Origin of the sequence: Gordonia marina (assembly GCF_052036135.1) — a bacterium.
Classification (GTDB): domain Bacteria; phylum Actinomycetota; class Actinomycetes; order Mycobacteriales; family Mycobacteriaceae; genus Gordonia.
Genome location: NZ_JBPSDN010000035.1, coordinates 12,960 through 36,711, shown reverse-complemented (window position 1 = coordinate 36,711; position 23,752 = coordinate 12,960). Strand labels below are relative to the sequence as shown.

The 23,752-nt window shown below is 68.3% G+C and carries 12 protein-coding genes; 9 read left to right on the top strand and 3 right to left on the bottom strand.

The genetic code is table 11. The features are described 5' to 3' along the window. The first annotated feature begins 19 nt into the window (after nucleotides 1-19). The 5 genes from ACSEEN_RS17670 (at nucleotide 20) to ACSEEN_RS17650 (ending at nucleotide 10,973) form a co-directional block, all read left to right on the top strand. Nucleotides 20-850 carry an Rv1363c family protein gene (locus tag ACSEEN_RS17670; protein WP_440713892.1) on the top strand — a complete coding sequence of 277 codons (831 nt, stop codon included), beginning with the start codon at nucleotides 20-22 and terminating at the stop codon, nucleotides 848-850. Next, entirely contained in the window at nucleotides 850-1,836 is a 987-nt protein-coding gene (locus ACSEEN_RS17665; protein ID WP_440713891.1) for a hypothetical protein, read from the top strand. The genes ACSEEN_RS17670 and ACSEEN_RS17665 overlap by 1 nt, the downstream gene beginning before the upstream one ends. Before the next feature lie 368 nt (nucleotides 1,837-2,204). Further along, nucleotides 2,205-5,714: a DNA-directed RNA polymerase subunit beta gene (gene rpoB, locus ACSEEN_RS17660; protein ID WP_247865060.1), complete on the top strand. Its 3,510-nt coding sequence runs from the start codon at nucleotides 2,205-2,207 to the stop codon at nucleotides 5,712-5,714. A gap of 42 nt (nucleotides 5,715-5,756) precedes the next feature. Then, nucleotides 5,757-9,710, top strand: a complete 3,954-nt coding sequence (locus ACSEEN_RS17655; RefSeq protein ID WP_371307153.1) for a DNA-directed RNA polymerase subunit beta' — start codon at nucleotides 5,757-5,759, stop codon at nucleotides 9,708-9,710. A gap of 279 nt (nucleotides 9,711-9,989) precedes the next feature. Then, entirely contained in the window at nucleotides 9,990-10,973 is a 984-nt protein-coding gene (locus ACSEEN_RS17650; RefSeq protein ID WP_440713890.1) for a type IV toxin-antitoxin system AbiEi family antitoxin, read from the top strand. Nucleotides 10,974-11,056: 83 nt separating this feature from the next. Here the strand turns inward: ACSEEN_RS17650 and ACSEEN_RS17645 are convergent, their stop codons facing one another. Continuing rightward, complete coding sequence (locus tag ACSEEN_RS17645) at nucleotides 11,057-12,031, bottom strand: alpha/beta hydrolase (protein WP_440713889.1); 975 nt, start codon at nucleotides 12,029-12,031, stop codon at nucleotides 11,057-11,059. 80 nt (nucleotides 12,032-12,111) lie between these two features. Between ACSEEN_RS17645 and ACSEEN_RS17640 the strand changes: the two genes are divergently transcribed. The 3 genes from ACSEEN_RS17640 (at nucleotide 12,112) to ACSEEN_RS17630 (ending at nucleotide 19,647) form a co-directional block, all read left to right on the top strand. Then, nucleotides 12,112-13,221 carry a DNA polymerase IV gene (locus tag ACSEEN_RS17640; RefSeq protein WP_440713888.1) on the top strand — a complete coding sequence of 370 codons (1,110 nt, stop codon included), beginning with the start codon at nucleotides 12,112-12,114 and terminating at the stop codon, nucleotides 13,219-13,221. Nucleotides 13,222-13,436: 215 nt separating this feature from the next. Beyond that, the gene (locus ACSEEN_RS17635; protein ID WP_440713887.1) at nucleotides 13,437-16,181 is read left to right on the top strand and encodes a hypothetical protein; all 2,745 of its coding nucleotides are present in this window, start codon (nucleotides 13,437-13,439) and stop codon (nucleotides 16,179-16,181) included. A 64-nt stretch (nucleotides 16,182-16,245) separates the two neighbouring features. Further along, nucleotides 16,246-19,647 carry a hypothetical protein gene (locus tag ACSEEN_RS17630; protein WP_440713886.1) on the top strand — a complete coding sequence of 1,134 codons (3,402 nt, stop codon included), beginning with the start codon at nucleotides 16,246-16,248 and terminating at the stop codon, nucleotides 19,645-19,647. Between the two features lie 410 nt (nucleotides 19,648-20,057). Here ACSEEN_RS17630 and ACSEEN_RS17625 read toward each other — a convergent pair whose 3' ends face one another. Both ACSEEN_RS17625 and ACSEEN_RS17620 read right to left on the bottom strand, forming a co-directional pair. Beyond that, nucleotides 20,058-20,558, bottom strand: coding sequence for a SixA phosphatase family protein (locus ACSEEN_RS17625; protein WP_247865053.1), 501 nt, complete (start codon nucleotides 20,556-20,558; stop codon nucleotides 20,058-20,060). Further along, complete coding sequence (locus ACSEEN_RS17620) at nucleotides 20,555-20,821, bottom strand: hypothetical protein (RefSeq protein ID WP_371307148.1); 267 nt, start codon at nucleotides 20,819-20,821, stop codon at nucleotides 20,555-20,557. Before ACSEEN_RS17620 ends, ACSEEN_RS17625 begins: the two co-directional genes overlap by 4 nt. A 450-nt stretch (nucleotides 20,822-21,271) precedes the next feature. Here ACSEEN_RS17620 and ACSEEN_RS17615 point away from each other — a divergent pair, with 450 nt between their 5' ends. Further along, complete coding sequence (locus ACSEEN_RS17615) at nucleotides 21,272-23,638, top strand: hypothetical protein (RefSeq protein ID WP_440713885.1); 2,367 nt, start codon at nucleotides 21,272-21,274, stop codon at nucleotides 23,636-23,638. Nucleotides 23,639-23,752 lie beyond the last annotated feature (114 nt).

The following is a 23,752-nucleotide window of genomic DNA, read 5'->3' as shown; positions in this document are numbered from 1 at the left end:
GTAGATACAGTGGCGCCCGATGACTTCTGAGCAGAACTCCGCGACCGACGAGCCCGAGGGCGCGGCGGACGGGAACGACACTACGCCGATCGAATCCGACACCGCAGACACAGTGGTCAAAGAGCCTGAAACGGCGGTGAACGACACCGAATCCGAGGGGATCGACACCGGTTCCCCAGACGCGGCGGCGTCGGAGTCGAAGGCCGATCGCAAGGCTGCGCGGAAGGCGGAGAAGGCGGCCGCCCGCGCCGCCCGCTCCGGCGGATCGGCGCCGGGGGAGTCGCGACACTGGCTCGCCTCACTGCTGCTGTCCACCGGTGTGGCCGCTCTCGCCGCAGCGGTGGCCTGCCTCGGCTACTTCGGCTACGTCGGCATCCACGCCTACCTCAGCGATGACGGCTCGATCACCGCGCTGCGCGATGATTCGGTCGACGCCGCCGAACAGGCGGTGGTGAACGTGACCACGATCGATCCGAACGATCTCGACGGCTGGGACAAGCGGGTCAAGGACACGCTGACCGGGGATGCGCTCAAGCAGGCCAACGGGAGCGACCTGCGGAAGATGGTCGAGCAGGCCAAGCAGGCCAGTAACGGGTCGGCCGGCTTCACCATCACCTCGCGGATCACCGGTGCGGCGCCGACCGAAGTCGACCTCGGCGGCGATACTGCCAAGGTTCTCGTCTTCGGTATCGCGACTCAGGCGATCAAGGCGAACAACCAGCAGCAGGCGAAGCCGATCGCCTTCCTGGTGACCGTGGTGAAGGCGGACGGCAAGCGGAAGGCCTCGGTGATGGTGCCCCTCGACGGGATCCAGTATTCGGACGACGGTTCGCAGGGAGGCGGCAACTGATGAGCGACGAGCAGATGAGTGACAGGACGCCCACCGATCCGGCCCCGGCCGACCAGGATACCGCGGACGACGCGACCGTCGCGGCGAGCGCTGCCGAGCCGCGGGACGACGCCGCGGGTATGGCGACCGTCGTGGTGAGCGCCGCCTCGAACGTGCCGAAGATGGTGATCCGGCGATCCGGCGACCCGCTTCCCGAGGACGCCCCGAGCGCCGGTGCCGCGAACGGTCCGGCCCCGGCCGCCGCGGACACCGCGATCGTGGAGACCGCCGTCTCGCTCACTCGGTCCGGCGGCGACGACACCGCGTCGCCGGACGCCAAGCGCGATGCGGCGGCCACCACCGCGAAGATCCGCGAGGCCCGGGGCAGCAGTGCGCCGACGTCGCGGATCCGCGAGGAGACCGTGGATCTGACGGCGGCCCGCGCCGAGGCCCGCGAATCGGCGGCCCAGGCCGCCGAGCGCGCGGCGAAGCAGCCGCCGACCCGGAACAACGAGAAGTCGGTGTCGCTCGCCGTCACGTTCTGGCTGGTCGCGGCCGTGATCGGGGCGATCGCGGCGGTACTGGCGTTCCATCCGGGCTCGCCGCCGGTCAACAGCAACAAGGCGTTCGTCGACAACGGCGAGACCAGTGAGCTGATGTCGCAGGCGGCGAAACGCGCCTGCGCCCCGTTCACCTATCAGTGGGACAAGTACGACGACAGCCTGAAGAACGCGCGCGCCGCGCTCACCGGGACCGCACTGAAGAACCTGAACGACTACGCGGCCACCAGTCGCAAGCTGGTGACCCAGGGCAAGGCGGGCATGGACTGCCATGCCGACACCCTCGGCGTCGAGAACCTGTCCGGGGACAAGGCGACGGTTCTGATCGGCTTCATCATGAGCAGTACGTCCGACGGCACACCGACCGGCAGCGACACGCCGCGCATGCGGATGAACTTCGTGAAGCACGGCGATCAGTGGCTGATCAGCGAGTACGACACGGTCTGACGGGTGCCGCGCGGGCGCCGAACTCGATGTGATTCGGCGCCAAAGTGCGCGTTCTGCTTGACGAGCGCGCCTCGGCGGTACAGTCTGGTCCCAATGAAAACCTCATCCGGCACCAGCGCCGAGGTTTTCCCGGGGCGCCGTCACGCACCGTCGATTTGACGGGGTTGACACATGCTGCCCATCTTCTGATACAGTAGGACGTTGCGCTGGCTGCACCCTGTCCACTGATCGTCCTTTCCGAGCGAGCATCACTATCGTGCCGTGGGAAAACCGCAGGTGAACTCAGGTATTCCAGTCCACGCAGCGGCCCCAAGGCCAAATGGCTAAAAACGCCACATAGTGAACACCACGCGAGAGAAGGACGCATCTTGGCACTCGACCGCCAGTCCACCTCAACCACCTCGACCGGCAGCATCCCCGGAGCCCCGCGCCGCGTCTCTTTTGCCAAGATCGACGAGCCGCTGGAAGTACCCGGCCTCCTGGATCTGCAGCTGGACTCGTTCGAGTGGCTGATCGGCTCGCCGGAATGGCGGGCGAAGGCGATCGCCCGGGGTGAGGAGAACCCCGCCGGCGGACTCGAAGAGGTCCTCCGCGAACTGTCTCCCATCGAGGACTTCTCGTCGTCGATGTCTCTGTCGTTCTCCGAGCCGCACTTCGACGAGGTCAAGGCCTCGATCGATGAGTGCAAGGACAAGGACATGACCTACTCGGCGCCGCTGTTCGTCACCGCCGAGTTCATCAACAACAACACCGGTGAGATCAAGTCTCAGACGGTCTTCATGGGCGAGTTCCCGATGATGACCGACAAGGGCAGCTTCATCATCAACGGCACCGAGCGCGTCGTGGTCAGCCAGCTGGTCCGCAGCCCGGGCGTCTACTTCGACGAGACCATCGACAAGGCCACCGAGAAGACCCTGCACGCGGTCAAGGTGATCCCGAGCCGCGGTGCGTGGCTCGAGTTCGACATCGACAAGCGCGATTCGGTCGGTGTCCGCATCGACCGCAAGCGCCGTCAGTCGGTCACCATGCTGCTGCAGGCCCTCGGCCTCACCCGCGAGGAGATCACCGAGCGCTTCGGCTTCTCCGAGATCATGATGTCGACCCTGGAGAAGGATCACACCAACAACCAGGACGAGGCGCTGCTGGAGGTCTACCGCAAGCTGCGTCCGGGCGAGCCGCCGACCAAGGAGTCCGCCGAGAGCCTCCTGGAGAACATGTTCTTCAAGGAGAAGCGCTACGACCTGGCGCGCGTCGGCCGCTACAAGATCAACAAGAAGCTCGGTCTCACCGACAACCCGATGTTCGGCGAGTCGGTGCTGACCCGCGAGGACATCGTCGCGACCGTCGAGTACCTGGTGCGTCTGCACGAGACCGACCCGCGCAGCGCCACCGTGCCGATGATGATGGGCCCGGGCGGCGTCGAGGTGCCGGTCGAGGTCGACGACATCGACCACTTCGGCAACCGTCGCCTGCGTACCGTCGGCGAGCTGATCCAGAACCAGATCCGGCTGGGTCTCTCGCGCATGGAGCGCGTCGTCCGCGAGCGGATGACCACCCAGGACGCCGAGGCCATCACCCCGCAGACCCTGATCAACATCCGTCCCGTCGTGGCGGCGATCAAGGAGTTCTTCGGCACCAGCCAGCTGTCGCAGTTCATGGACCAGAACAACCCGCTGTCGGGTCTCACGCACAAGCGCCGCCTGTCGGCGCTGGGCCCGGGTGGTCTGAGCCGTGAGCGTGCCGGCCTCGAGGTGCGCGACGTGCACCCGTCGCACTACGGCCGCATGTGTCCCATCGAGACCCCGGAAGGCCCGAACATCGGCCTGATCGGCTCGCTCTCGGTGTACGCGCGGGTCAACCCGTTCGGCTTCATCGAGACGCCGTACCGCAAGGTCGTCGACGGCAAGGTCACCGACCAGATCGAGTACATGACCGCCGATGAGGAGGATCGCTACCTGATCGGTCAGGCCAACACGTCGTACGACGCCGACGGCCGCATCACCGACGAGCGCGTCCTGGTTCGCATCAAGGGCGCCGAGGTGGAGTTCGTGCCGGCCGACGCCGTCCAGTACCTGGACGTCAGCCCGCGCCAGATGGTGTCCGTCGCGACCGCGATGATCCCGTTCCTGGAGCACGACGACGCCAACCGCGCCCTGATGGGCGCCAACATGCAGCGTCAGGCGGTGCCGCTGGTCCGCAGCGAGTCGCCGCTGGTCGGCACCGGCATGGAGCTGCGCGCCGCGGTCGACGCCGGTGACGTGATCGTCACCACCGAGACCGGTGTGGTGGAGGAGGTTTCGGCCGACTACATCACCGTGATGGCCGACGACGGCACCCGCCAGAGCTACCGTCTGCGCAAGTTCGAGCGGTCCAACCACGGCACCTGCGCCAACCAGGTCCCGATCGTGGACGAGGGACAGCGTGTCGAGGCCGGCCAGGTGCTGGCCGACGGCCCCTGCACCGACCAGGGCGAGATGGCGCTGGGCAAGAACCTGCTCGTGGCGATCATGCCGTGGGAGGGTCACAACTACGAGGACGCGATCATCCTGTCGCAGCGCCTCGTGGAGGAGGACACCCTCACCTCGATCCACATCGAGGAGTACGAGATCGACGCCCGCGACACCAAGCTCGGTGCCGAGGAGATCACCCGGGACATCCCGAACGTCTCCGACGAGGTGCTGGCCGATCTCGACGAGCGCGGCATCGTCCGCATCGGTGCCGAGGTCCGCGACGGCGACATCCTGGTCGGCAAGGTCACCCCGAAGGGCGAGACCGAGCTGACCCCGGAGGAGCGGCTGCTCCGCGCGATCTTCGGTGAGAAGGCGCGCGAGGTCCGCGACACGTCGCTCAAGGTGCCCCACGGCGAGACCGGCAAGGTGATCGGTGTCCGCGTGTTCAGCCGCGACGACGACGATGACCTGGCGCCCGGCGTCAACGAGCTGGTCCGCGTCTACGTGGCCCAGAAGCGCAAGATCCAGGACGGCGACAAGCTCGCCGGCCGGCACGGCAACAAGGGCGTCATCGGCAAGATCCTCCCGCAGGAGGACATGCCGTTCCTGCCCGACGGCACCCCGGTCGACATCATCCTGAACACCCACGGTGTCCCGCGTCGTATGAACATCGGCCAGATCCTGGAGACCCACCTCGGGTGGGTCGCCAAGGCCGGCTGGAACATCGACGTCGCGGGCGGCGTGCCGGAGTGGGCCGAGCGCCTGCCGGAGGAGCTGTACTCGGTGGAGCCCGACACCAACACCGCCACCCCGGTGTTCGACGGTGCCCGCGACACCGAGCTCGCCGGCATCCTCGGGTCGACGCTGCCCAACCGCGACGGCGACGTCATGGTGAACGGCGACGGCAAGGCGATCCTGTTCGACGGCCGCTCCGGCGAGCCGTTCCCGTACCCGGTGTCGGTCGGCTACATGTACATCATCAAGCTGCACCACCTGGTGGACGACAAGATCCACGCCCGTTCGACCGGTCCGTACTCGATGATCACCCAGCAGCCGCTCGGTGGTAAGGCGCAGTTCGGTGGTCAGCGTTTCGGTGAGATGGAGTGCTGGGCCATGCAGGCCTACGGCGCGGCCTACACGCTGCAGGAGCTCCTGACCATCAAGTCCGACGACGTCGTCGGCCGCGTGAAGGTCTACGAGGCCATCGTCAAGGGCGAGAACATCCCGGAGCCGGGTATCCCGGAGTCGTTCAAGGTGCTCCTCAAGGAACTCCAGTCGCTCTGCCTGAACGTGGAGGTTCTGTCGTCCGACGGCGCCGCCATCGCGATGGCCGACGACGATGACGAGGACCTGGAGCGCGCCGCGGCCAACCTGGGTATCAACCTCTCGCGCAACGAGAGCGCGACGCTCGACGACCTCGCCAACTAAGACCAGCCACCCGACGATTGAAGAGACACTGAAAGGCAACTAGTGCTCGACGTCAACTTTTTCGACGAACTGAAGATCGGTCTGGCAACGGCCGATGACATCCACAACTGGTCGTACGGCGAGGTCAAGAAGCCGGAGACCATCAATTACCGCACCCTGAAGCCGGAGAAGGACGGACTCTTCTGCGAGAAGATCTTCGGCCCCACCCGGGACTGGGAGTGCTACTGCGGCAAGTACAAGCGCGTGCGCTTCAAGGGCATCATCTGTGAGCGCTGCGGCGTCGAGGTGACCAAGGCCAAGGTGCGCCGTGAGCGCATGGGCCACATCGAGCTCGCCGCTCCGGTCACCCACATCTGGTACTTCAAGGGTGTGCCCAGCCGGCTCGGCTACCTGCTCGACCTGGCGCCGAAGGATCTCGAGAAGATCATCTACTTCGCCGCCTGGGTCATCACCTCGGTGGACGACGAGCTGCGCCACGCGGAGCTCTCCACCCGCGAGGCGGAGATCGTCGTCGAGCGCAAGGCCATCATGGACGACCTCGAGGCCGCGCTGGCCGAGCGCCAGCAGAAGCTGGAGGCCGACCTGGCCGAGCTCGAGGCCGAGGGTGCCAAGGCCGATGCGAAGCGCAAGGTCCGCGACGGCGCCGAGCGCGAGCTCAAGCGCATGCGCGACCACGCGAACCGCGAGGTCGAGAGCCTGGACGAGATCTGGGACAAGTTCACCAAGCTGACGCCGGGTGAGCTGATCCTCGACGAGCGCATCTACCGCGAGCTGGAGGACCGCTTCGGCGAGTACTTCAGCGGTGCCATGGGCGCCGAGGCGATCAAGAAGCTCCTGGAGAACTTCGACATCGACGCCGAGGCCGAGTCGCTGCGCGAGACCATCCGCAGCGGCAAGGGCCAGAAGAAGCTGCGTGCGCTCAAGCGACTGAAGGTCGTGGCCGCGTTCCAGCAGTCCGGCAACAGCCCGCGCGCCATGGTGCTCGACGCCGTGCCGGTGATCCCGCCGGAGCTGCGCCCGATGGTGCAGCTCGACGGTGGCCGTTTCGCCACGTCGGACCTGAACGACCTGTACCGCCGCGTGATCAACCGCAACAACCGCCTCAAGCGACTGATCGATCTGGGTGCGCCCGAGATCATCGTCAACAACGAGAAGCGGATGCTGCAGGAGTCGGTGGACGCGCTCTTCGACAACGGTCGTCGTGGCCGTCCGGTCAACGGCCCGGGCAACCGGCCGCTGAAGTCGCTGAGCGATCTGCTGAAGGGCAAGCAGGGCCGGTTCCGCCAGAACCTGCTCGGCAAGCGCGTCGACTACTCGGGCCGCTCGGTGATCGTCGTCGGTCCGCAGCTCAAGCTGCACCAGTGCGGTCTGCCGAAGCTGATGGCGCTCGAGCTGTTCAAGCCGTTCGTGATGAAGCGTCTGGTCGACCTGAACCAGGCGCAGAACATCAAGTCGGCCAAGCGCATGGTGGAGCGGCAGCGGCCGCAGGTGTGGGACGTCCTCGAAGAGGTCATCGCCGAGCACCCGGTGCTGCTGAACCGCGCGCCGACGCTGCACCGCCTCGGCATCCAGGCCTTCGAGCCGCAGCTGGTGGAGGGCAAGGCCATCCAGCTGCACCCGCTGGTGTGTGAGGCCTTCAACGCCGACTTCGACGGTGACCAGATGGCCGTGCACCTTCCGCTGTCCGCGGAGGCGCAGGCCGAGGCGCGGATCCTGATGCTCTCGAGCAACAACATCCTGTCGCCGGCGTCGGGCCGCCCGCTCGCCATGCCGCGTCTGGACATGGTGACCGGTCTGTACTACCTGACCACCGAGAAGGACGACGCCATCGGCGCGTACCGCCCGGCCACGAAGGACGACGTCGAGCGCGGCGTCTACTCGAGCCCGGCCGAGGCCATCATGGCCGTCGACCGCGGTGTGCTGAGCGTGCAGGCCCCGATCCGGGTCCGGCTGACCGATCTGCGTCCGCCGGCCGACATCGAGGCCGCCGAGTTCGACGGCAAGTGGCACAAGGGCCAGGAGTGGGAACTCGAGACCACGCTGGGCCGCGTGCTCTTCAACGAGTTGCTGCCGAAGGACTACCCCTTCGTCAACGATCAGATGCCGAAGAAGCGTCAGGCCGTGATCATCAACGACCTCGCCGAGCGGTACCCGATGATCGTCGTCGCGCAGACCGTCGACAAGCTCAAGGACGTGGGCTTCCACTGGGCGACCCGTTCGGGCGTCACCGTGGCCATGTCCGACGTGCTGGTGCCGCCGGCCAAGGCGGAGATCCTCGACCGCTACGAGGCCCAGGCCGACGCGCTGGAGAAGAAGTACCAGCGCGGTGGTCTGACCAAGGACGAGCGTCGCGACGCCCTGGTCGAGCTGTGGCAGGCCGCCACCGAAGAGGTCGGTAAGGCCCTGGAGGAGTTCTACCCGGACGACAACCCGATCACGATGATCCCGAAGTCGGGTGCGACGGGCAACATGACCCAGGTCCGCAACCTGTCGGGCATGAAGGGTCTGGTGACCAACCCGAAGGGTGAGTTCATCCCGCGCCCGATCAAGTCCTCGTTCCGCGAGGGCCTGACCGTCGCCGAGTACTTCATCAACACGCACGGCGCCCGCAAGGGTCTGGCCGACACCGCGCTGCGCACCGCCGACTCGGGTTACCTGACCCGTCGTCTGGTGGACGTGTCGCAGGACGTCATCGTGCGCGAGCTGGACTGTGGCGTGGAGCGCGGCATCGTGGTGCCGATCGGCGTCAAGCACGGCGATCAGCTGATCCGCGACCAGCACGTGGAGACCGCGGCGTACGCCCGGACCCTGGCCGCCGACGCGATCGACGCCGACGGCAACGTCGTCATCGAGCGCGGTCACGACCTGGGCGATCCGGCGATCGAGAAGCTGCTCGCCGCCGGTATCACCGAGGTCAAGGTCCGCTCGGTCCTCACCTGCGGCACCGGCACCGGCGTCTGCGCCATGTGCTACGGCCGCTCGATGGCCACCGGCAAGCTGGTCGACATCGGCGAGGCCGTGGGCATCATCGCCGCGCAGTCGATCGGTGAGCCCGGCACGCAGCTGACCATGCGTACCTTCCACCAGGGTGGTGTCGGTGACGACATCACCGGCGGTCTGCCCCGTGTCACCGAGCTCTTCGAGGCTCGCGTGCCCAAGGGCAAGGCGCCCATCGCCGAGGTGGCCGGTCGTATCCGCCTGGAGGAGGGTGAGCGGTTCTACAAGATCACGATCATCCCCGATGACGGATCCGAGGAGCTGGTCTACGACAAGCTGTCCAAGCGTCAGCGTCTGCACTCGGTGGTCCAGCCGGACGGTTCCGAGCGTCCGCTGGCCGACGGCGACCACGTCGAGGTCGGCGAGCCGCTCATGGAGGGCCCGGCCGATCCGCACGAGGTGCTCCGCGTGATGGGCCCGCGTCAGGTGCAGATCCACCTGGTCAACGAGGTGCAGGAGGTCTACCGCCGACAGGGTGTGTCGATCCACGACAAGCACATCGAGACCATCGTGCGCCAGATGCTGCGTCGCGTGACCATCATCGACTCCGGTGCCACCGAGTTCCTGCCCGGTTCGCTCACCGAGCGCGCCGAGTTCGAGGCGGCCAACCGCCAGGTCGTGTCCGAGGGCGGCGAGCCCGCGTCGGGCCGTCCGGTGCTCATGGGTATCACCAAGGCCTCGCTGGCCACCGAGTCGTGGTTGTCGGCGGCGTCGTTCCAGGAGACCACGCGTGTCCTGACCGACGCGGCCATCAACAGCCGCAGCGACAAGCTGGTGGGCCTGAAGGAGAACGTGATCATCGGTAAGCTCATCCCGGCCGGTACCGGTATCAACCGCTACCGGAACATCCAGGTGGAGCCGACCGAGGAGGCGCGCGCCGCGGCGTACGCGCTCCCGTCGTACGACGACACGTACTACAGCCCGGACGGCACCTTCGGCGCCCCCTCCGGTGCTGCGGTTCCGCTGGACGACTTCGACTACGGCGGCGATTACCGCTAAAGTGGTCGACGAGGCCCCCGATCCATCCCCCGGATCGGGGGCCTCCTCGTGTCCGGGGGTCGTCGGCCCGTCGAGCCGCCCCCGGCCACCCGGTTGAGTCGCTCCCATGTAGCCCGTTGAGCCCGGCCGAGGCGCTAGCCGAGGCCGGTGTCGAAACGCCGTCCTAGAACCCACGAAGCAGCGTTCCGCTACAGAAGCAGCGCTCGCGAACGCTGCTTTCGTATCGAAGCGCTGCTACGGCGACCGGAGCGGTGAAACGGGGAACCGGATCGGGGCCCGGTGCGTCCAATCTTCATGTGGACGTACGACGATCACGGGCTCATCTACCGAAAGACGGTCCTGGAATCGGGTGTCACGCCGCGCGAGTTCGACGCCGCGGTGCGGGCCGGGGTGCTCGTTCGCGTCGCCCGTGGCGTGTACCTCGACGCCCTGGCGCTGCGCGGACTGCCCGGATACCGGCAGCGACAGGCGATCTATCGGGCCAAGTGCCTCGCCGCGGCGGCCGCGGGCCCCGGCGACAGAGTGCTCAGCCACCAGTCGGCGGCCGCGCTCCACGGCCTCGAGCTCCTGTCGCCCGATCGACGCTGCGTGCACGCGATCACCGGCCACAGTTCGCACGGATACGCCCAGAACAGGCGGTTCCTGATCCACGCGTGTCCCGTCGACGACGCGGACATCGTGGTGATCGAGGGTGTCCGGGTGACCGGTCTGGCCCGGACGGCAGCCGACATCGCCCGGTCCGCGGGCTTCCCGAGGGCACTGGCGGCGCTCGACTCGGCACTGCACGCGGGGGTGACCCGAGAAGAACTCGATGAGCTGGTGAAGCCGAGCCGGCGGGGCGCGGCGGGCGCGCGATACGCGTTGCGCCACGCCGACGGCCTGGCAGCGAATCCGGGGGAGTCGTGGAGCCGCGCACTGATGATCACGGCCGGGTTCCCGGTGCCGAAACTGCAGGTGCGGTACATCCTGGGCGGCGGCGACGCGGCCGTCGTCGACTGTGACTGGGACGGCAAGGTGGTCGGCGAGTTCGACGGCGTCGTGAAGTATTCCGGCGAATTCAGTGGTCCGGGGGAGGCCCCCGCGGAGGTCGTCGTCGCCGAGAAGATCCGGGAAGACGGCCTGCGGGATCTCGGTCTGGACGTGGTGCGCTGGGTGTACCGGGACCTGCGGGACGGAAGCATGCTGGAGCGGGTGCGGCAACGCTTGCGGGCCGCCGGCCTCGTCGTGCCCGACGCGCGACCGCTGCCGCCGAGCGACATCTGAGGTCGCGGCAGCGCTTCGTAACCGAAGCAGCGCTCGCGACCGCTGCCTTTGTGACGAAGCGCTGCTACGTCGGCGAAACGCTGTTACGCCCCGATGGCCCGCGCGATCATCGGCCACGACAGGCGCATGTCCGCGGAGAACAGGCCCCAGCTGTGGGTGCCGTCGGGGCGGTGGCTGAAGCGATAGGGGATGCCGAGTGCGCTGAGGCGGTTCGCCATGTTCGTGGTGCACTGCAGGGCGATGGCCTCCAGCACGTTACCGCCGAAGAGGCCGCCGATGGTCTCGACGGGGCCGCCGTCGATCGGTCCGGGCAGGCCCGACCCGGCCGACAGGAAGATGGTCTTGCCGCGGAGCCGGCCGGCGTTGATCACCGGGTCGTGGGCGATCCAGGCGGGGTTGTCGTAGGCGCCCCACATGTTGAACGGGTTGGCGCCGCCGCGCATCGGGATCGCCGTGGCTGCGAGCCGCCCGAGGGGATCGGTGGTGCCGGGGCAGCCGCTGTAGGCGGCGACGGCGCGGAAACGGTTCGGGGCCTGGATCGCCAGGTCGAGGGCGGGGCCGGCGGACATCGAGACGCCGCCGAGCGCGTTCGCGCCGGAGGTGCGGAAGTGCTTGTCGACGGCGTCGGGCAGCTCCCGGGTGTAGAAGGTCTGCCACTTGTTGACGCCGAGCATCGGGTCGGCCTGCTGCCAGTTGGTCATCATCGAGAAGCGGCCGCCGATCGGCAGCACCACGTTGACGCGCTTACCGGCGAAGAACCGCTTGACGCCGCCGTTGTTGTACCAGCTGATGCCGTCCTCCGCGCCGCCCGCGCCGGGGAGCAGGTAGAAGCTCGGCAGGCCGGCGGGCTTGCCCGGCGGGTGCAGCACGTGACTGCGGATCACCCGGTTCATCGCGGGGGAGTACACCGACAGGAGCGTGACGCGCGGCGACAGCTCGCGGCCGCCGACCACCCGCGCGGCCGCCTCGCCGGTCGCCGGGGTGACGACGAGCGCGATCAGCGCGAGCGCCGCCGCGAGGATCAGGGTGGACAGTCGTACCGTTGCGCTGCGAGTCATAACGCCTCCGACCCTACTGGGCGGTACCGCGGATCGGTCAAAACGGCCGCCGCATGTCTGGGTCTCCTACTCTTGACCACGTGGCCCCCGAGCGCTTCCACTGGTTGCTCCACCTCGATCTGGATCAGTTCCAGGTGGCGGTGGAACGCCGCCGCCGGCCCGACCTCCGGGACCGGCAGGTGGTGGTCGGCGGCGACGGCGACCCCACCCGGGCGCGGCAAGTGGTGACGTGCGCGTCGTACGAGGCGCGGGCACTCGGGGTGCGTGCCGGCATGCCGCTGCGGGTCGCCCTGCGCAAGGCGCCGGATGCGTCGTACCTGCCACTCGACATGGAGCTGTACGGCGACGCCTCCGTGCAGGTGTGGGACGCGGTCCGGGGCCTCGGTCTCCCGGTGGAGGTCTGGGGTGCGGACGAGGGCTACGTCGGATTCGGCCCGCGGGACGGGGAACGACCACCGGTGCCGGCCGCGCTCGAGCTGGCGGACCGGCTCCGCGCGACGGTGCGCGAGGCGACCGGCCTGCTGTGCTGCGTCGGTATCTCGGACAACAAACAGCGCGCCAAGATCGCCGCCGGCTTCGCCAAGCGGGCGGTCCGGGAGGGCGGGGACGACGACGCCCGGTGCTTTCTGATCGACGACGGGAACTGGCATCGGCTGATGGGGGACCGCCCGGTCGACGCGCTGTGGAGCGTCGGCTCGCGAACTGCGAAAGCTCTTGCCGCCCAGGGCGTCACGACCGTCGATGAGCTGGCCGCCGTGCCATTGGAGAGCCTCGTCGAGTGGTTCGGTCCCCACAAGGGCAACTGGCTGTACGTCCTCTCGCGGGGCGGGGGTGACGACTCGATCACCGTCGAGCCGCCGCCCGCGCGGTCGCACTCGCGGTCGTGCACCTATCCCGAAGACCTCACCACCAGCCGGCAGGTGCACGACGCGGCTCGCGCGCTCGCGCGGGAGGTCCTGGATCAGGTGCTCGGCGAGGGCCGCACCGTGGTCCGGGTGGGCGTGACCCTCCGCACCGCCACGTTCTTCACCCGCACCACGCTCCGGAAGCTGCCTACGCCGGGGACCTCGTACGACGCCATCGCGTCGCTGGTCGATGCTTCGGTGGACGCGCTCCTCGAACCGTCCTCGGACGAGGCGGTGGCGATCAGACCGATCCGGCTCGTCGCCGTCCGTCTGGAACTGGCCTGAGCCCGCTCCTTCGCGGTTGGAGCGTGGCCTCGACCTCGGGTGGCCGCTTCGCTCACACTTCGGCTTCAGGTCATTTTCCGGTCACGCAAAGCAAATTCTTGGTGTCACCTTAACTAGTGTCACGAAAACGGTGACATCTGACACAGTGGTCTGTCACAGTGAAGTCCGATTTGAATCTATTGGTGGATTCAACCGGTTCCTGTGGAGAAGCCTCTATGTCGAAATCATCCCTTCGCCAACTCGGCCTGACCCGGCGCGTCGTCGCGTCGTCGGGGATCGCCGCCGCGCTCTTCGTCGCCGCGCCGGCGGCCGTCGCGCTCGCCGACTCGGCCCTCGGAGACGAGCCGACGTCATCCGTCGAGACGACGACCCCGAGCGAGGCCCCGTCGTCCCCGCCTGCCGACACGACGGCCGCGGGCGGGGACGAGACGTCCACCACCGAGACGCCCACCACCGACGTGCCCACGACCGAGGCGCCCGCCACCGACGTGCCCACGACCGAGGCGCCCGCCACCGAGACGCCGGACTCGTCCACGCCGGACGTCGACCTCCCGGACGCCACCGCGCCGGCGACGCCGGGCGACGATACCGGCCTCCTCGAGATCGACCCGGCGCCGTCGACCCCGCCGGCACATGACGCGTCGTCCAGCGAACTCGGCGGCGACGAGTCCGACACTCCGGGGGGAATCGTCGACGACCTGTCGGACCTCGCCGGTGAGCTCTCGCACCCCGAGGTGGCGCTGACCGAGCTGAACTTCGACGCCGACGCGGACGCGGCGTCGTCGGGCGTGGACTTCACCGAGCCCGGCGGGCTGTCGATCGCTGAGCCGGCCGGTATCCCGGGCTTCGTCCAGGCACTGGTCGGCGGTTCGGGCGCCGAGAGCCTGGTTCTGTTCAATCAGTCGGCGGCGCTGCTGGCGGTCCTCGACCCGCGTCGCCGGGACGGTACCGAGCTGTTCGCGAAGACCGCGTCGTTCGAGAGCGATGTGGCACCGGCGGTCGCGACCTTGGTCTACCCGCCGGCCGCCGGCCTGCCGGGCATCATCCAGCAGTTCGTGTACGACCCGATCCACGGCGTCGGGCAGATGTGGATCCAGTACCTGGCGCCGGTCAATCAGGTGATCAACTACCCGTTCCAGTACCTCTTCGGCCGCGATCTGATCGGCAACGGCGCCGACGGTGACGCCGGCCCCAACACCTCGCTGCTCGGCAGTCTCCTGCCCGACGTGTTCGGGACCGCGCACGACGGTGGCCTGCTGTTCGGTGACGGCGGCACGGGTGCGGACGGCGGCGGCGTCGGCGGTAACGCCGGCCTGTTCGGCAACGGCGGCACCGGCGGCATCGGTGGGGGCACCGGCGGCACCGGTGGCGTGTTCGCCGGTATCGGTGGCGCCGGTGGTGCGGCGTTCGGCGTCTCCGCCGGCGGCAACGGCGGCAACGCCGCGGGAGTGTTCTTCGGAATCGGCGGGCACGGGGCCGCCGGCTTCGGCTCCGGCGACGGCGGCGACGGTGGCAATGCCGAGGGCCTGTTCGGAGTCGGCGCTCTGATCGGCGCCGGCGGCGACGGCGGCGACGGCGGTCACGGCGTTCGCGGCCGGGACGGTGCCGAGGTGACGACGCCCGGTGCGAACGGCAACAGCGGACGCGAAGGCACGCAGGGCGGTAACGGCGGTAACGGTGGCAACGGCGGCTTCCTGCTGGCGGCCGGTGGTCGTGCGGGGAACGGCGGTGACGGCGGTGACGGCGGCCATGGCACCGATGGTGCGGACGGCGCGAGCGCCGGGCAGGCCGGCGGCAAGGGCGGTGACGGCGGTAACGGCGGCGACGCCGGTGTGGCCGGCAAGGCCGGTCTCGGCGGCATCGTCTTCGGTGCCGGAGCCGCGGGCGTCGACGGTATCGCCGGTGTCGGCGGCAACGCGGGCAACGGCGGTGACGGTGTCGACGGTGCCGACGGCGTCTGGGGTGTCAGCAGCGGCAACGGCCAGGCCGGTGGCAAGGGCGGCGACGGCGGTGTCGCCGGTACCGGCGGCCAGAACACCAACGGCCCGCGCTCGGCGGCGGGCGTCAACGGCGACGGCGGCAACGGCGCGAACGGCGGCAAGGGCGCGGCGGGCGCCGCGGTGACCAACGCCAACGGCAACAACGGTGGAGCCGGTGGTGCCGGTGGCAGCGGTGGCAACGGCGGTACCCGGGGCGTCGACGGTGACATCGCCGGCAGAGGCGGCAACGGCGGTACAGGCGGCGACGGTGCCAACGGCTCGGACGGAAACGGTGTGAACGGCACGGCCGGCCGCAACGGCGGTGCCGGCGGTAACGGAGGTGCCAGCGGCAACGGCGGCAGCGGCTCCGTGCTCGGCACCAACGGCAGCGGTGGCAAGGGCGGCAACGGGGCCAACGGCACCACGGGCAACGCCGGCGGTGCGGGCTCGGCCAACAACGCGGGTACCGCGGGTGGTACCGGCGGCACGGGTGGCAAGGGCGGCAACGGCGGCGCGAAGGGTGTCGGCGGCGACGGTGGCACGGACGGCGACGGCGGCAACGGCGGAAACGGTGGTAACGGCAGCAACGGCGGCGCGACGGGCGCGGTCAGCAGCGCCACCGGCGCAGGCAGGACCGGCGCGGCCGGCGGCAACGGTGGTGCGGGCGGTGCCGGCGGCGACGCGGGCGGCGCGACCGGCCTGAACGGCGTCGGCGGCAACGGCGGCAGCGGCGGTCGTGGCGGCGACGGCGGTACGAGCACCGCGGCAGCGCAGCCGGGCAGCAACGGCGGCAAGGGCGGCAACGGAGGTGCCGCCGGCGCCAGCGGAACCAAGGGCTCCGGTGGCGGCACCGGCGCTGTGGGTGCGGGCGGCGTCGGTGGCACCGGCGGCGGCAACTCGGCCGGTACCCCGGGTGCGGTGGGAAGCCCGGCGACCGGCTCGACCGGTGGCGCCGGCGGCGCGGGTGCGGCCAAGCCGTAGCGCACGGCCGGCTTCTTCGACACGAGTATTCGCCAGACATCGGATTCAGAAGGACTGAAAGACCATGAGCACGACACCTAATCGCGCCGCTCGGCGGCGCTCAGCACAACGAGAAGCCAGAGAAGGAAAGAAGCAGATCCGCACCTGGCGCCGGAGCGTGGCCGCGCTGAGCGCCGCCGCGGTGATCGGCGTGGGCATGGCCGGCGGCGTCGGGGCCGGCGTCGCCACCGCCGACGACATCCCGCCGGCGTCGAGCGGAGTGGATCTCGGCAGCCTCGACATCGGCAGTCTTCTCGACAACGAGATGCTCACCCAGTTCGTCGAGATGTGCCGCACCGGTTCGCTGGCGAACAACCCGGGCGACAGCCAGGGCACCCAGTGGGATCCCAGCAACACCGCGCAGGGGCAGCTCCCCCCGGATGCGATCGCCACGTGCACGGACTCGACGGGCACCGGCCTGGCGCTCGTCCTGCCGGAGCGTTTCGAGGTGGGTTCGCTGGCCCAGAACTACTACATGGACCTCGGCCCGGACCAGAGCATCCTCGGTCTGGTCAACTTCAAGATGGGCAACCAGAACCTGTTCAACATCATCGGCGGCCTGCTGTTCGACGCCCCGAAGGTTCTCGGCCTCGTCAGTGTCCGAGACCAGGCGATCAGCCAGTACGGCATCTCGATCGACCCCCGCATGTTCAACGCCTACTCGACCTACGACCAGGTGATCGCGGACGCGAACATCGCGCCCGATGTCCGCACCAAGGACGTCTGCATCAACGAGTACGGCAAGTATCTCGGTGACGCGAGCAGCCTCCTCGGCTGCACACTGGTCGGTGGCGACAAGGTCTCCAAGGGCCAGGACATCAACAACAAGCGCCGCAACATGGCGCGTTCGGTCCTCGAGTACCTGGCGGCGGACGGCGTCACCTATCCGCGGAACTCCTCGGTCCCGATCGACATCCCGCCGATCCCGAAGGCCAAGGGCGAATCGATCATCAAGGGCGACGGGATCAACGTCGCACTCTCGATGCGCGGCGGCAAGGCCGTCGCGGAGACCGGGAACAACCTCTCCGTCGCGCTTGCGGGCGCGGACCACGGCCGACTCGCGCAGGCGTACGCCAAGTACGGCATCGCGATCGCCGCCGACATGGATCTGAACGACATCACGTTCACCTGGTTCGGGCAGAAGGTCGACTTCAGCAACCTGAAGCCGTTGCTGGAGTCACAGATGGCGCAGGACGCCGGTGCCGGTGACATGGCGCCGATGCTCGACATGATCGACAGCATCAACGGCAACATCCCGGCACTCAAGGAGGTCTTCTGCTTCGGGGTGAACGCGAAGGCGACGGCCGAGTCGTTCGGCAGCTGCTCCAACTTCCTGGGCACCTTCGACACCTATCAGGATCTGCGTCCGGCCAACGCGACCGATCTGGCGAACGGCTCCATGAATCGTCAGGAGTCACAGGCCATCATGGACCTGTCGTCGCTGGTCTTCGGCAACGACGCGCTGCTGAAGAGCTTCCTCCCGATGCTCTCCGGCGGCGGCGACGGTCTCGATCTGGGGAGCCTGCTGAGCAACCCGGCCGTCGCGAAGATCCTCGCCGGGGTGCTCGACGAGAACACGCGGGTCAAGCTCACCAAGGACTTCATCCGCTACACCAAGAACATCGAGACCACCTTCGACAAGGAGCAGGCCACCGACTCGAGCGGAAACCTGCTCTGGGACAAGGTCATCGTCAAGGTGCAGCAGAAGGACGACGCCGGCCGGCTCCTGTACGTGCTCGACGGCCACGATGTGATCGCCGACGAGGACGGCAACATTCCGGCCGGGGCGGTCCCGAAGACCAAGGACGTCGTCAAGCAGCAGCAGTCCAAGAAGGACGGCGCGCTCCTGTTCACGGATGCGTCGGGCCACGAGTTCACCAAGGCGGCCGACGGTACCTGGCGCGACGCCGATGGCGAGGTCGTCGGCACCGTCGACACCGACACGATGAATCCGGTGATGGAGGACGTCGTCACACCGAGGATGAAGAACAAGACGGCCGCGCGGATGGTCGGTGTCACGCAGGACGCGTGGGAGACGTACACCTCCGACGAGCCGGTGTGGCTGACCCGGATCAAGCAGGAGCAGGCCAAGGACGCCGACGGCAACCTGCTGTGGGACGACGCGGACAAGACCGTCCCGACGATGGTCAACGCCAAGACCCAGGCCACCAACGGCGGCAAGCCGGTGTGGATCGTCGACGGCAGCGAGGTCGCGTCGTGGGACAAGCCGTCCGGTGAAGGCATCACCGATGTCGCGCCGAAGATGGTCGACGCCACCGAGCAGGTCGCCAAGCGCGACGACAACGGGCAGATCGTCTATCAGCATAAGGTCCGGTACTACAAGAAGCCGGTGATGATCCAGCAGGTCGACGCCGACAACAAGCCGGTCTACCGTGATCCCACCGCCGCGGACGCGGCGAGCGATGTGGTGTGGCTCGATGCCGACGGCAACAAGATCACCGTCGCCGACGGCGAGGAGGCGCCGGAGGGGGCGGTGAAGAAGGTCCCGGTCATGGTCCAGAAGACGGAGCAGGCCCGCGACGATCAGGGCCGGTTGATCTGGGACCCGGTGGTCAAGAGCACGACCACCGCGTACTGGCTGACCAGCGACTACGGCCTGCGCGAGCCGCTGGTGATCGAGTGGCTGGGCCATCAGATCGTGCTCTTCCCGAGCGTCGACCTGAACGACGGAACCACCCGTCCGAACCTGATCGGGGCCCCGCAGATCACCCGGATCATCGACGACGCGAACGTCGGCCTGCTGCCGAAGATCAACCTGGTGCACTGGGACAACCCGCTCGGTCTCGGCACCTGGACCTTCGACCGGCCGTGGGACCCCTTCCACACGATCGGCGACTTCAAGTCCTCGATCACGCTCGACGACGACCTGAAGATGCTCGACAAACTGCTCGGACCCATGCTCTTCCCCGGCTCCGAGCGTCTCTCGTGGGGACTGCTGGAACAGCTCGGCCTGGACCCGGTGAAGCTCGGCCTCAAGAAGAACCCGGCTCCGGTCGAGCCGACCTGCGTCCCGGCGGACGCGACCGAGACGAGTGCGGCCGTCGTCTGCCCGGACGACGAGCAGACGGACACTCCGCCGCCCGCGGCGGCACGTCTCTCCCTGCCCGTCGGCGATGACGACGGTAGCGGCGGTTCGAAGGCCGGTGCTACCGAGCCCGGGCTCGCCGCCGCCGAACCCGATGCCGGCGAGACCGAGCCCGCTGTCACCGTCACCGAACCGGAGAGCCCGCAGATCGATACCACGCCGAGCGGATCGACCGGCGACGACACGTCCGCGGTCACTCCGCCGGCCGGCGATGCCGGGACCGCAGATCCGGCACCGGAGCCGGAGACTCCGGCTCAGACGGAGCCGTCCACCGAGTCGGACTCTTCCGGCGATCTGGTCGGAGCCGGCCTGGGCGAGTGAGCTGATCTGCTTCCCGGCGACGTGGCGGCCGTCCCTCCGGGGCGGCCGCCACGTCGTCATCTGGCCGGGCCCGCGGGCTCGAGCCATGCCGATCGAGCCCCCGTGCCGGTCGGGGTCACCATGATGGTCGGACGAAGTCGAACCTCGCCGGGCGCGATGGTGGCGGTGAATCGGTCGCCCGTGGCGTCGCTGTCCGCGGCGGCACGCTCGACACTGTTGTTCGGGGTGTGGTCCAGCGGCTGGTCGCGCCGTCACGGTGCCGTGAGCGGGGACGGCGAAGACGGCAGCGGTCCTGTGAATAGCCGTTAGGCGGCGGACTATCGCGGGGCTCGCGGCATGGCAGAGCGGAAGAAGCCCGGGTGGTGAGACCGTGGCGATACGAGTGGATCGGCCTTCCGGGGTCCCCCGGGTCAGTCCGCGTTCCGCGGAACGCGGAGGGCGGTCATCCGGGCGGCGGGGTCGACGTCGAGCCCGAGCCGGGACCACGGCACGCCGATGGTGAGCACCGCGTACGCCGAAGTGGGGAAACGTTCGATCTCGGCGGCGTCGTCGAGGGTGAGAGCGGTACCGGGAAGTCCGGGGAAGTGGCCGACGACGAGCAGGGTGCCGGCATCCTCGGGGGCGTAGGTGCGGATCGCCTCGAGGATGTTGTCCGGGGTGTTCTCGTAGATGTCTTCGGTGTAGACAACGGGTGCGTCGATCCCCGTGCGCTCGAGAGTCTGGCGGGTGCGCTCGGCCGTCGAGCAGATGACGGCGTCGATCTCGAGGCCGTCGGCCGCCATCCATTCGCCGGCGAGGGCGCCCTCGCGCCGTCCGCGATCGGCGAGCGGTCGGTCGTGATCCCAGACGCCGGCGGGGTAGCCGGATTTGCCGTGCCGCATCAGCACGAGGGTGCGCGGAGCGTCGGTCATGCCGAGCGGGTCTGTCCGGTGACGGCCTCCGGGCCGGCGGCGATCTCCCGCAGCACTCGCGCGGTGTCACGCCAGGCGGATGCCTCCTGCATGTAGAAGTCGAAGCGCTCGGTGCCGCGGGCTTCCTCGGCGAGTTCGCGGAGTTCGAGGTACTCGTCGTAGCAGAGGGTCACGAGCGCGTTGATCCGCTGGCCGGCGCAGGCCTGGGCGATCTGCTCCGCGGTGAGCGTCATGAGGCTTTCCAACTGTGTCCGGTACTCCATGTTCCAAAGGTAGAGCGTGCGTACGACAATCCGGTGGAGGCACGTCGGGAGCGCAGGGTGCGTGCGGGGAGTCGATGGCGGGCCGATCGACCCCGGGCGCGCCCCGGCCCTCCGGTGGCCCGGTCATTCCGATTCGAATACGAAGATGTATTCAGTGCATTAGTGTTTTGCGAGTCCGTATACGTTGAAAGTCGCGGCCACGTATTCAGTGACGCCGATGCCGGTGACATTCTGAACTGCCGCCTCGGTGTGAGGATTTAACTATTTTTGCTGGTAGTCGCGGTTTCCGGGGGATTCCGCCGATGGGCTCATCTACCACAGGACGATAATGGCGGCCGCTCGGCTCGCGAATTTCGTCTGTTTGAGGGATTTATCGCTTCTCCGGTAACCCGCGCCACTCCCGCCGGGGATCTTCTGTGTGAAGGTCGCACTATTCGGAGGGGATTTCAGATGGCCCAGAGGTACATGAATCGCGCCGCACGACGCCGGGCGTACAAGGATCGACGACGGACCGGGCGGGCGACACGTACCGCGCTGACGCTGGGTGCGACCACCGCGCTGGGGCTCGGCCTCCTCGGCGGCGTCGGCGCCGCGCGCGCCGAGAGCCCGCTCGACGCGCTGGGCGATCTCGGCGGGATCACCGCCCTGCTCGACAACGACATGATCAAGGACTTCATCGAGGTCTGCCAGAATCCCGACGGCTCGACGCCGGTCCCCGACGCCGAGCACCCGCCGGTGGCGGTCGCCGATTGCAGCCAGTCGACGGGCGGGACCGGTGTCGCTGTGGTGCTGCCGGACAGCGTGGAGATCGCGCCGCTGCTGGAGAACTACAAGGTTCCGGACGACACGGCGATCGTCGGCGGCAAGAACATGATCGAGATGGTCAGCGGTCTGGCGCTCGGCGGGTCGAGCATCGTGGAGGTGCCCTTCTACCTCGGCACCTTCAAGAGTTATGACGCGGTCTTGAAAGCGGCTACCGCCGAGCCGGAGCTGGCGACCAAGGACACCTGCGTGTCGCCGAACGGATCGCGGAGCAATCCGTTTCTCGGCTCGTGTCTCCTGAATACCAAGGTGAAGAAGAACGAGGATCTCAATGCGCCGGCCCGCAAGAACGCCATCAAGGTCGCCGAATACCTGACCAACGGCAAGTTCGATCCGGCCGCGCTCGGACAGGGGGCGCCCAGCGGTACCGCGACCGTCAAGGGCGACGGTATGAAGGTCGCCCTCGCCATGCGCGGCGGCCACGCGACCGCCGTGGCGAACACCCTCTTCGGTCTCCCCGGCGTCGCCCTCGCGGGAGCGGATCACGGCCGGACGTCGACCGCGACGTCCCAGCTCGGTTTCGCGACCGCGCTCAACATGGACACCGACCAGATCAAACTGACCTACTTCGGCCAGGAACTGGACTTCACCAAGCTGAAGAGCAACGACCTGGTCAGCGGCCTCGCGGGTGACCAGCTGGGTGAGCTCGACGAGATCGAGAAGTTGCAGAAGTCGATCCCTGCTCTCAAGGAGGTCAGCTGCTACGGCGTCAACACCACGGCGACCGCCGAGGGGCTCGGAACGTGCAGCAACTACCTGGGCACATTCGACTACTACCAGGATCTGCGCGCCGCGAAGGCGGGCGAGAGCAGGCAGACGCAGTACGGACTGACCGATGTCAGTTCGCTGGTCTTCGGCAACGACGCGCTCCTGAAGCAGTTCGGGCTGCTCGGCGGTTCCGAGAGCACCGCGTTCATGGACAGCCTTCTTCCCGCGCTCACCTCGGAGGATCAGCGGTTGAAGTTCGCCAAGGACTTCGTCAGATTCACCCAGGACGTCCGCACCGAGAACGTCATGGAGCAGGCGGCCGACGCCGACGGCAATCTGCTCTGGGTCGACGCGGACGGCCGGCCGGTGGCGAAGGACGCGCCCGGCGCCCTGCCGAAGATGCAGGTCAAGCAGCGTCCGGTCATGATCCCGGTGATGGTGCAGGTCAAGAACGACGACGGTTCCGGCAAGGTCGACGAGAACGGGAAGCCGGTCATGGTCCAAGACAAGAACGCGGACGGATCGCTCAAGTTCGAGGAGAAGAAGGACTCCACCGGCAAGACGGTGATGGAGAACGTCACCGAGACGGTCACCGCCGCCTGGCTGACCAGCGACTACGGTCTGCGTGAGCCGATCACCATCGAGTGGATGGGCCAGAAGATCGTGCTGTTCCCGGCCGTCGAGGTGAACGGCACGACCCGCCCCAACCTCATCGGCGCGCCGGAGATCACCAAGATCGTGAACGACTCCGGCAAGGGCCTGCTCCCGAAGGTGAGCCTGGTCCAGATCGACAACGCGTTCGGCCTCGGCACTCTCTCGCTGGACAACCCGTTCGACCCGATCACCACCATCAAGAGCTACCTGAAGACCGTCACTCTCGACGACGACCTGAAGGAGATCAACAAGCTGGTCCAGCCGGTGATCGAGGATGCCGCGTCGGGGCTGGTCGACGACGCCAAGAGCGGACTGAAGGATCTCCCGAACACGGTCACGGACAGCCTGCCCGGCCTGGGCGGCACGACGCCGCCGTCGGGCGCCGGTGATCAGGAGCAGCGTCCGACCGCCCTCACGTCGGGTGTCCTGGACGACCGGGGCTCGCTGAACGGCCAGGGTGATCAGGACGGCCAGGGTGATCGGGACGGCCAAGGCGGTCAGGACGGCCAGGCCGGTACCCGGGGGCCGGAGGATTCCGCCGGAGACCAGTCCGGATCGCTCGGCACGTCGAGCGATTCGGGCAGCCAGGACGAGAACAAGACCGAGTCGGCGCAGACCGCAACGTCCGAGTAGCGCGCCGACACCGGGGTCGGGGCCGTCGCACCAGCGGCGGCCCGACGTCGTCGTTCCGGACCGGGCCGGCCCTCGGGTCTAAAGTCCCTGCTTGGCGCCAGATTGATCCGAACG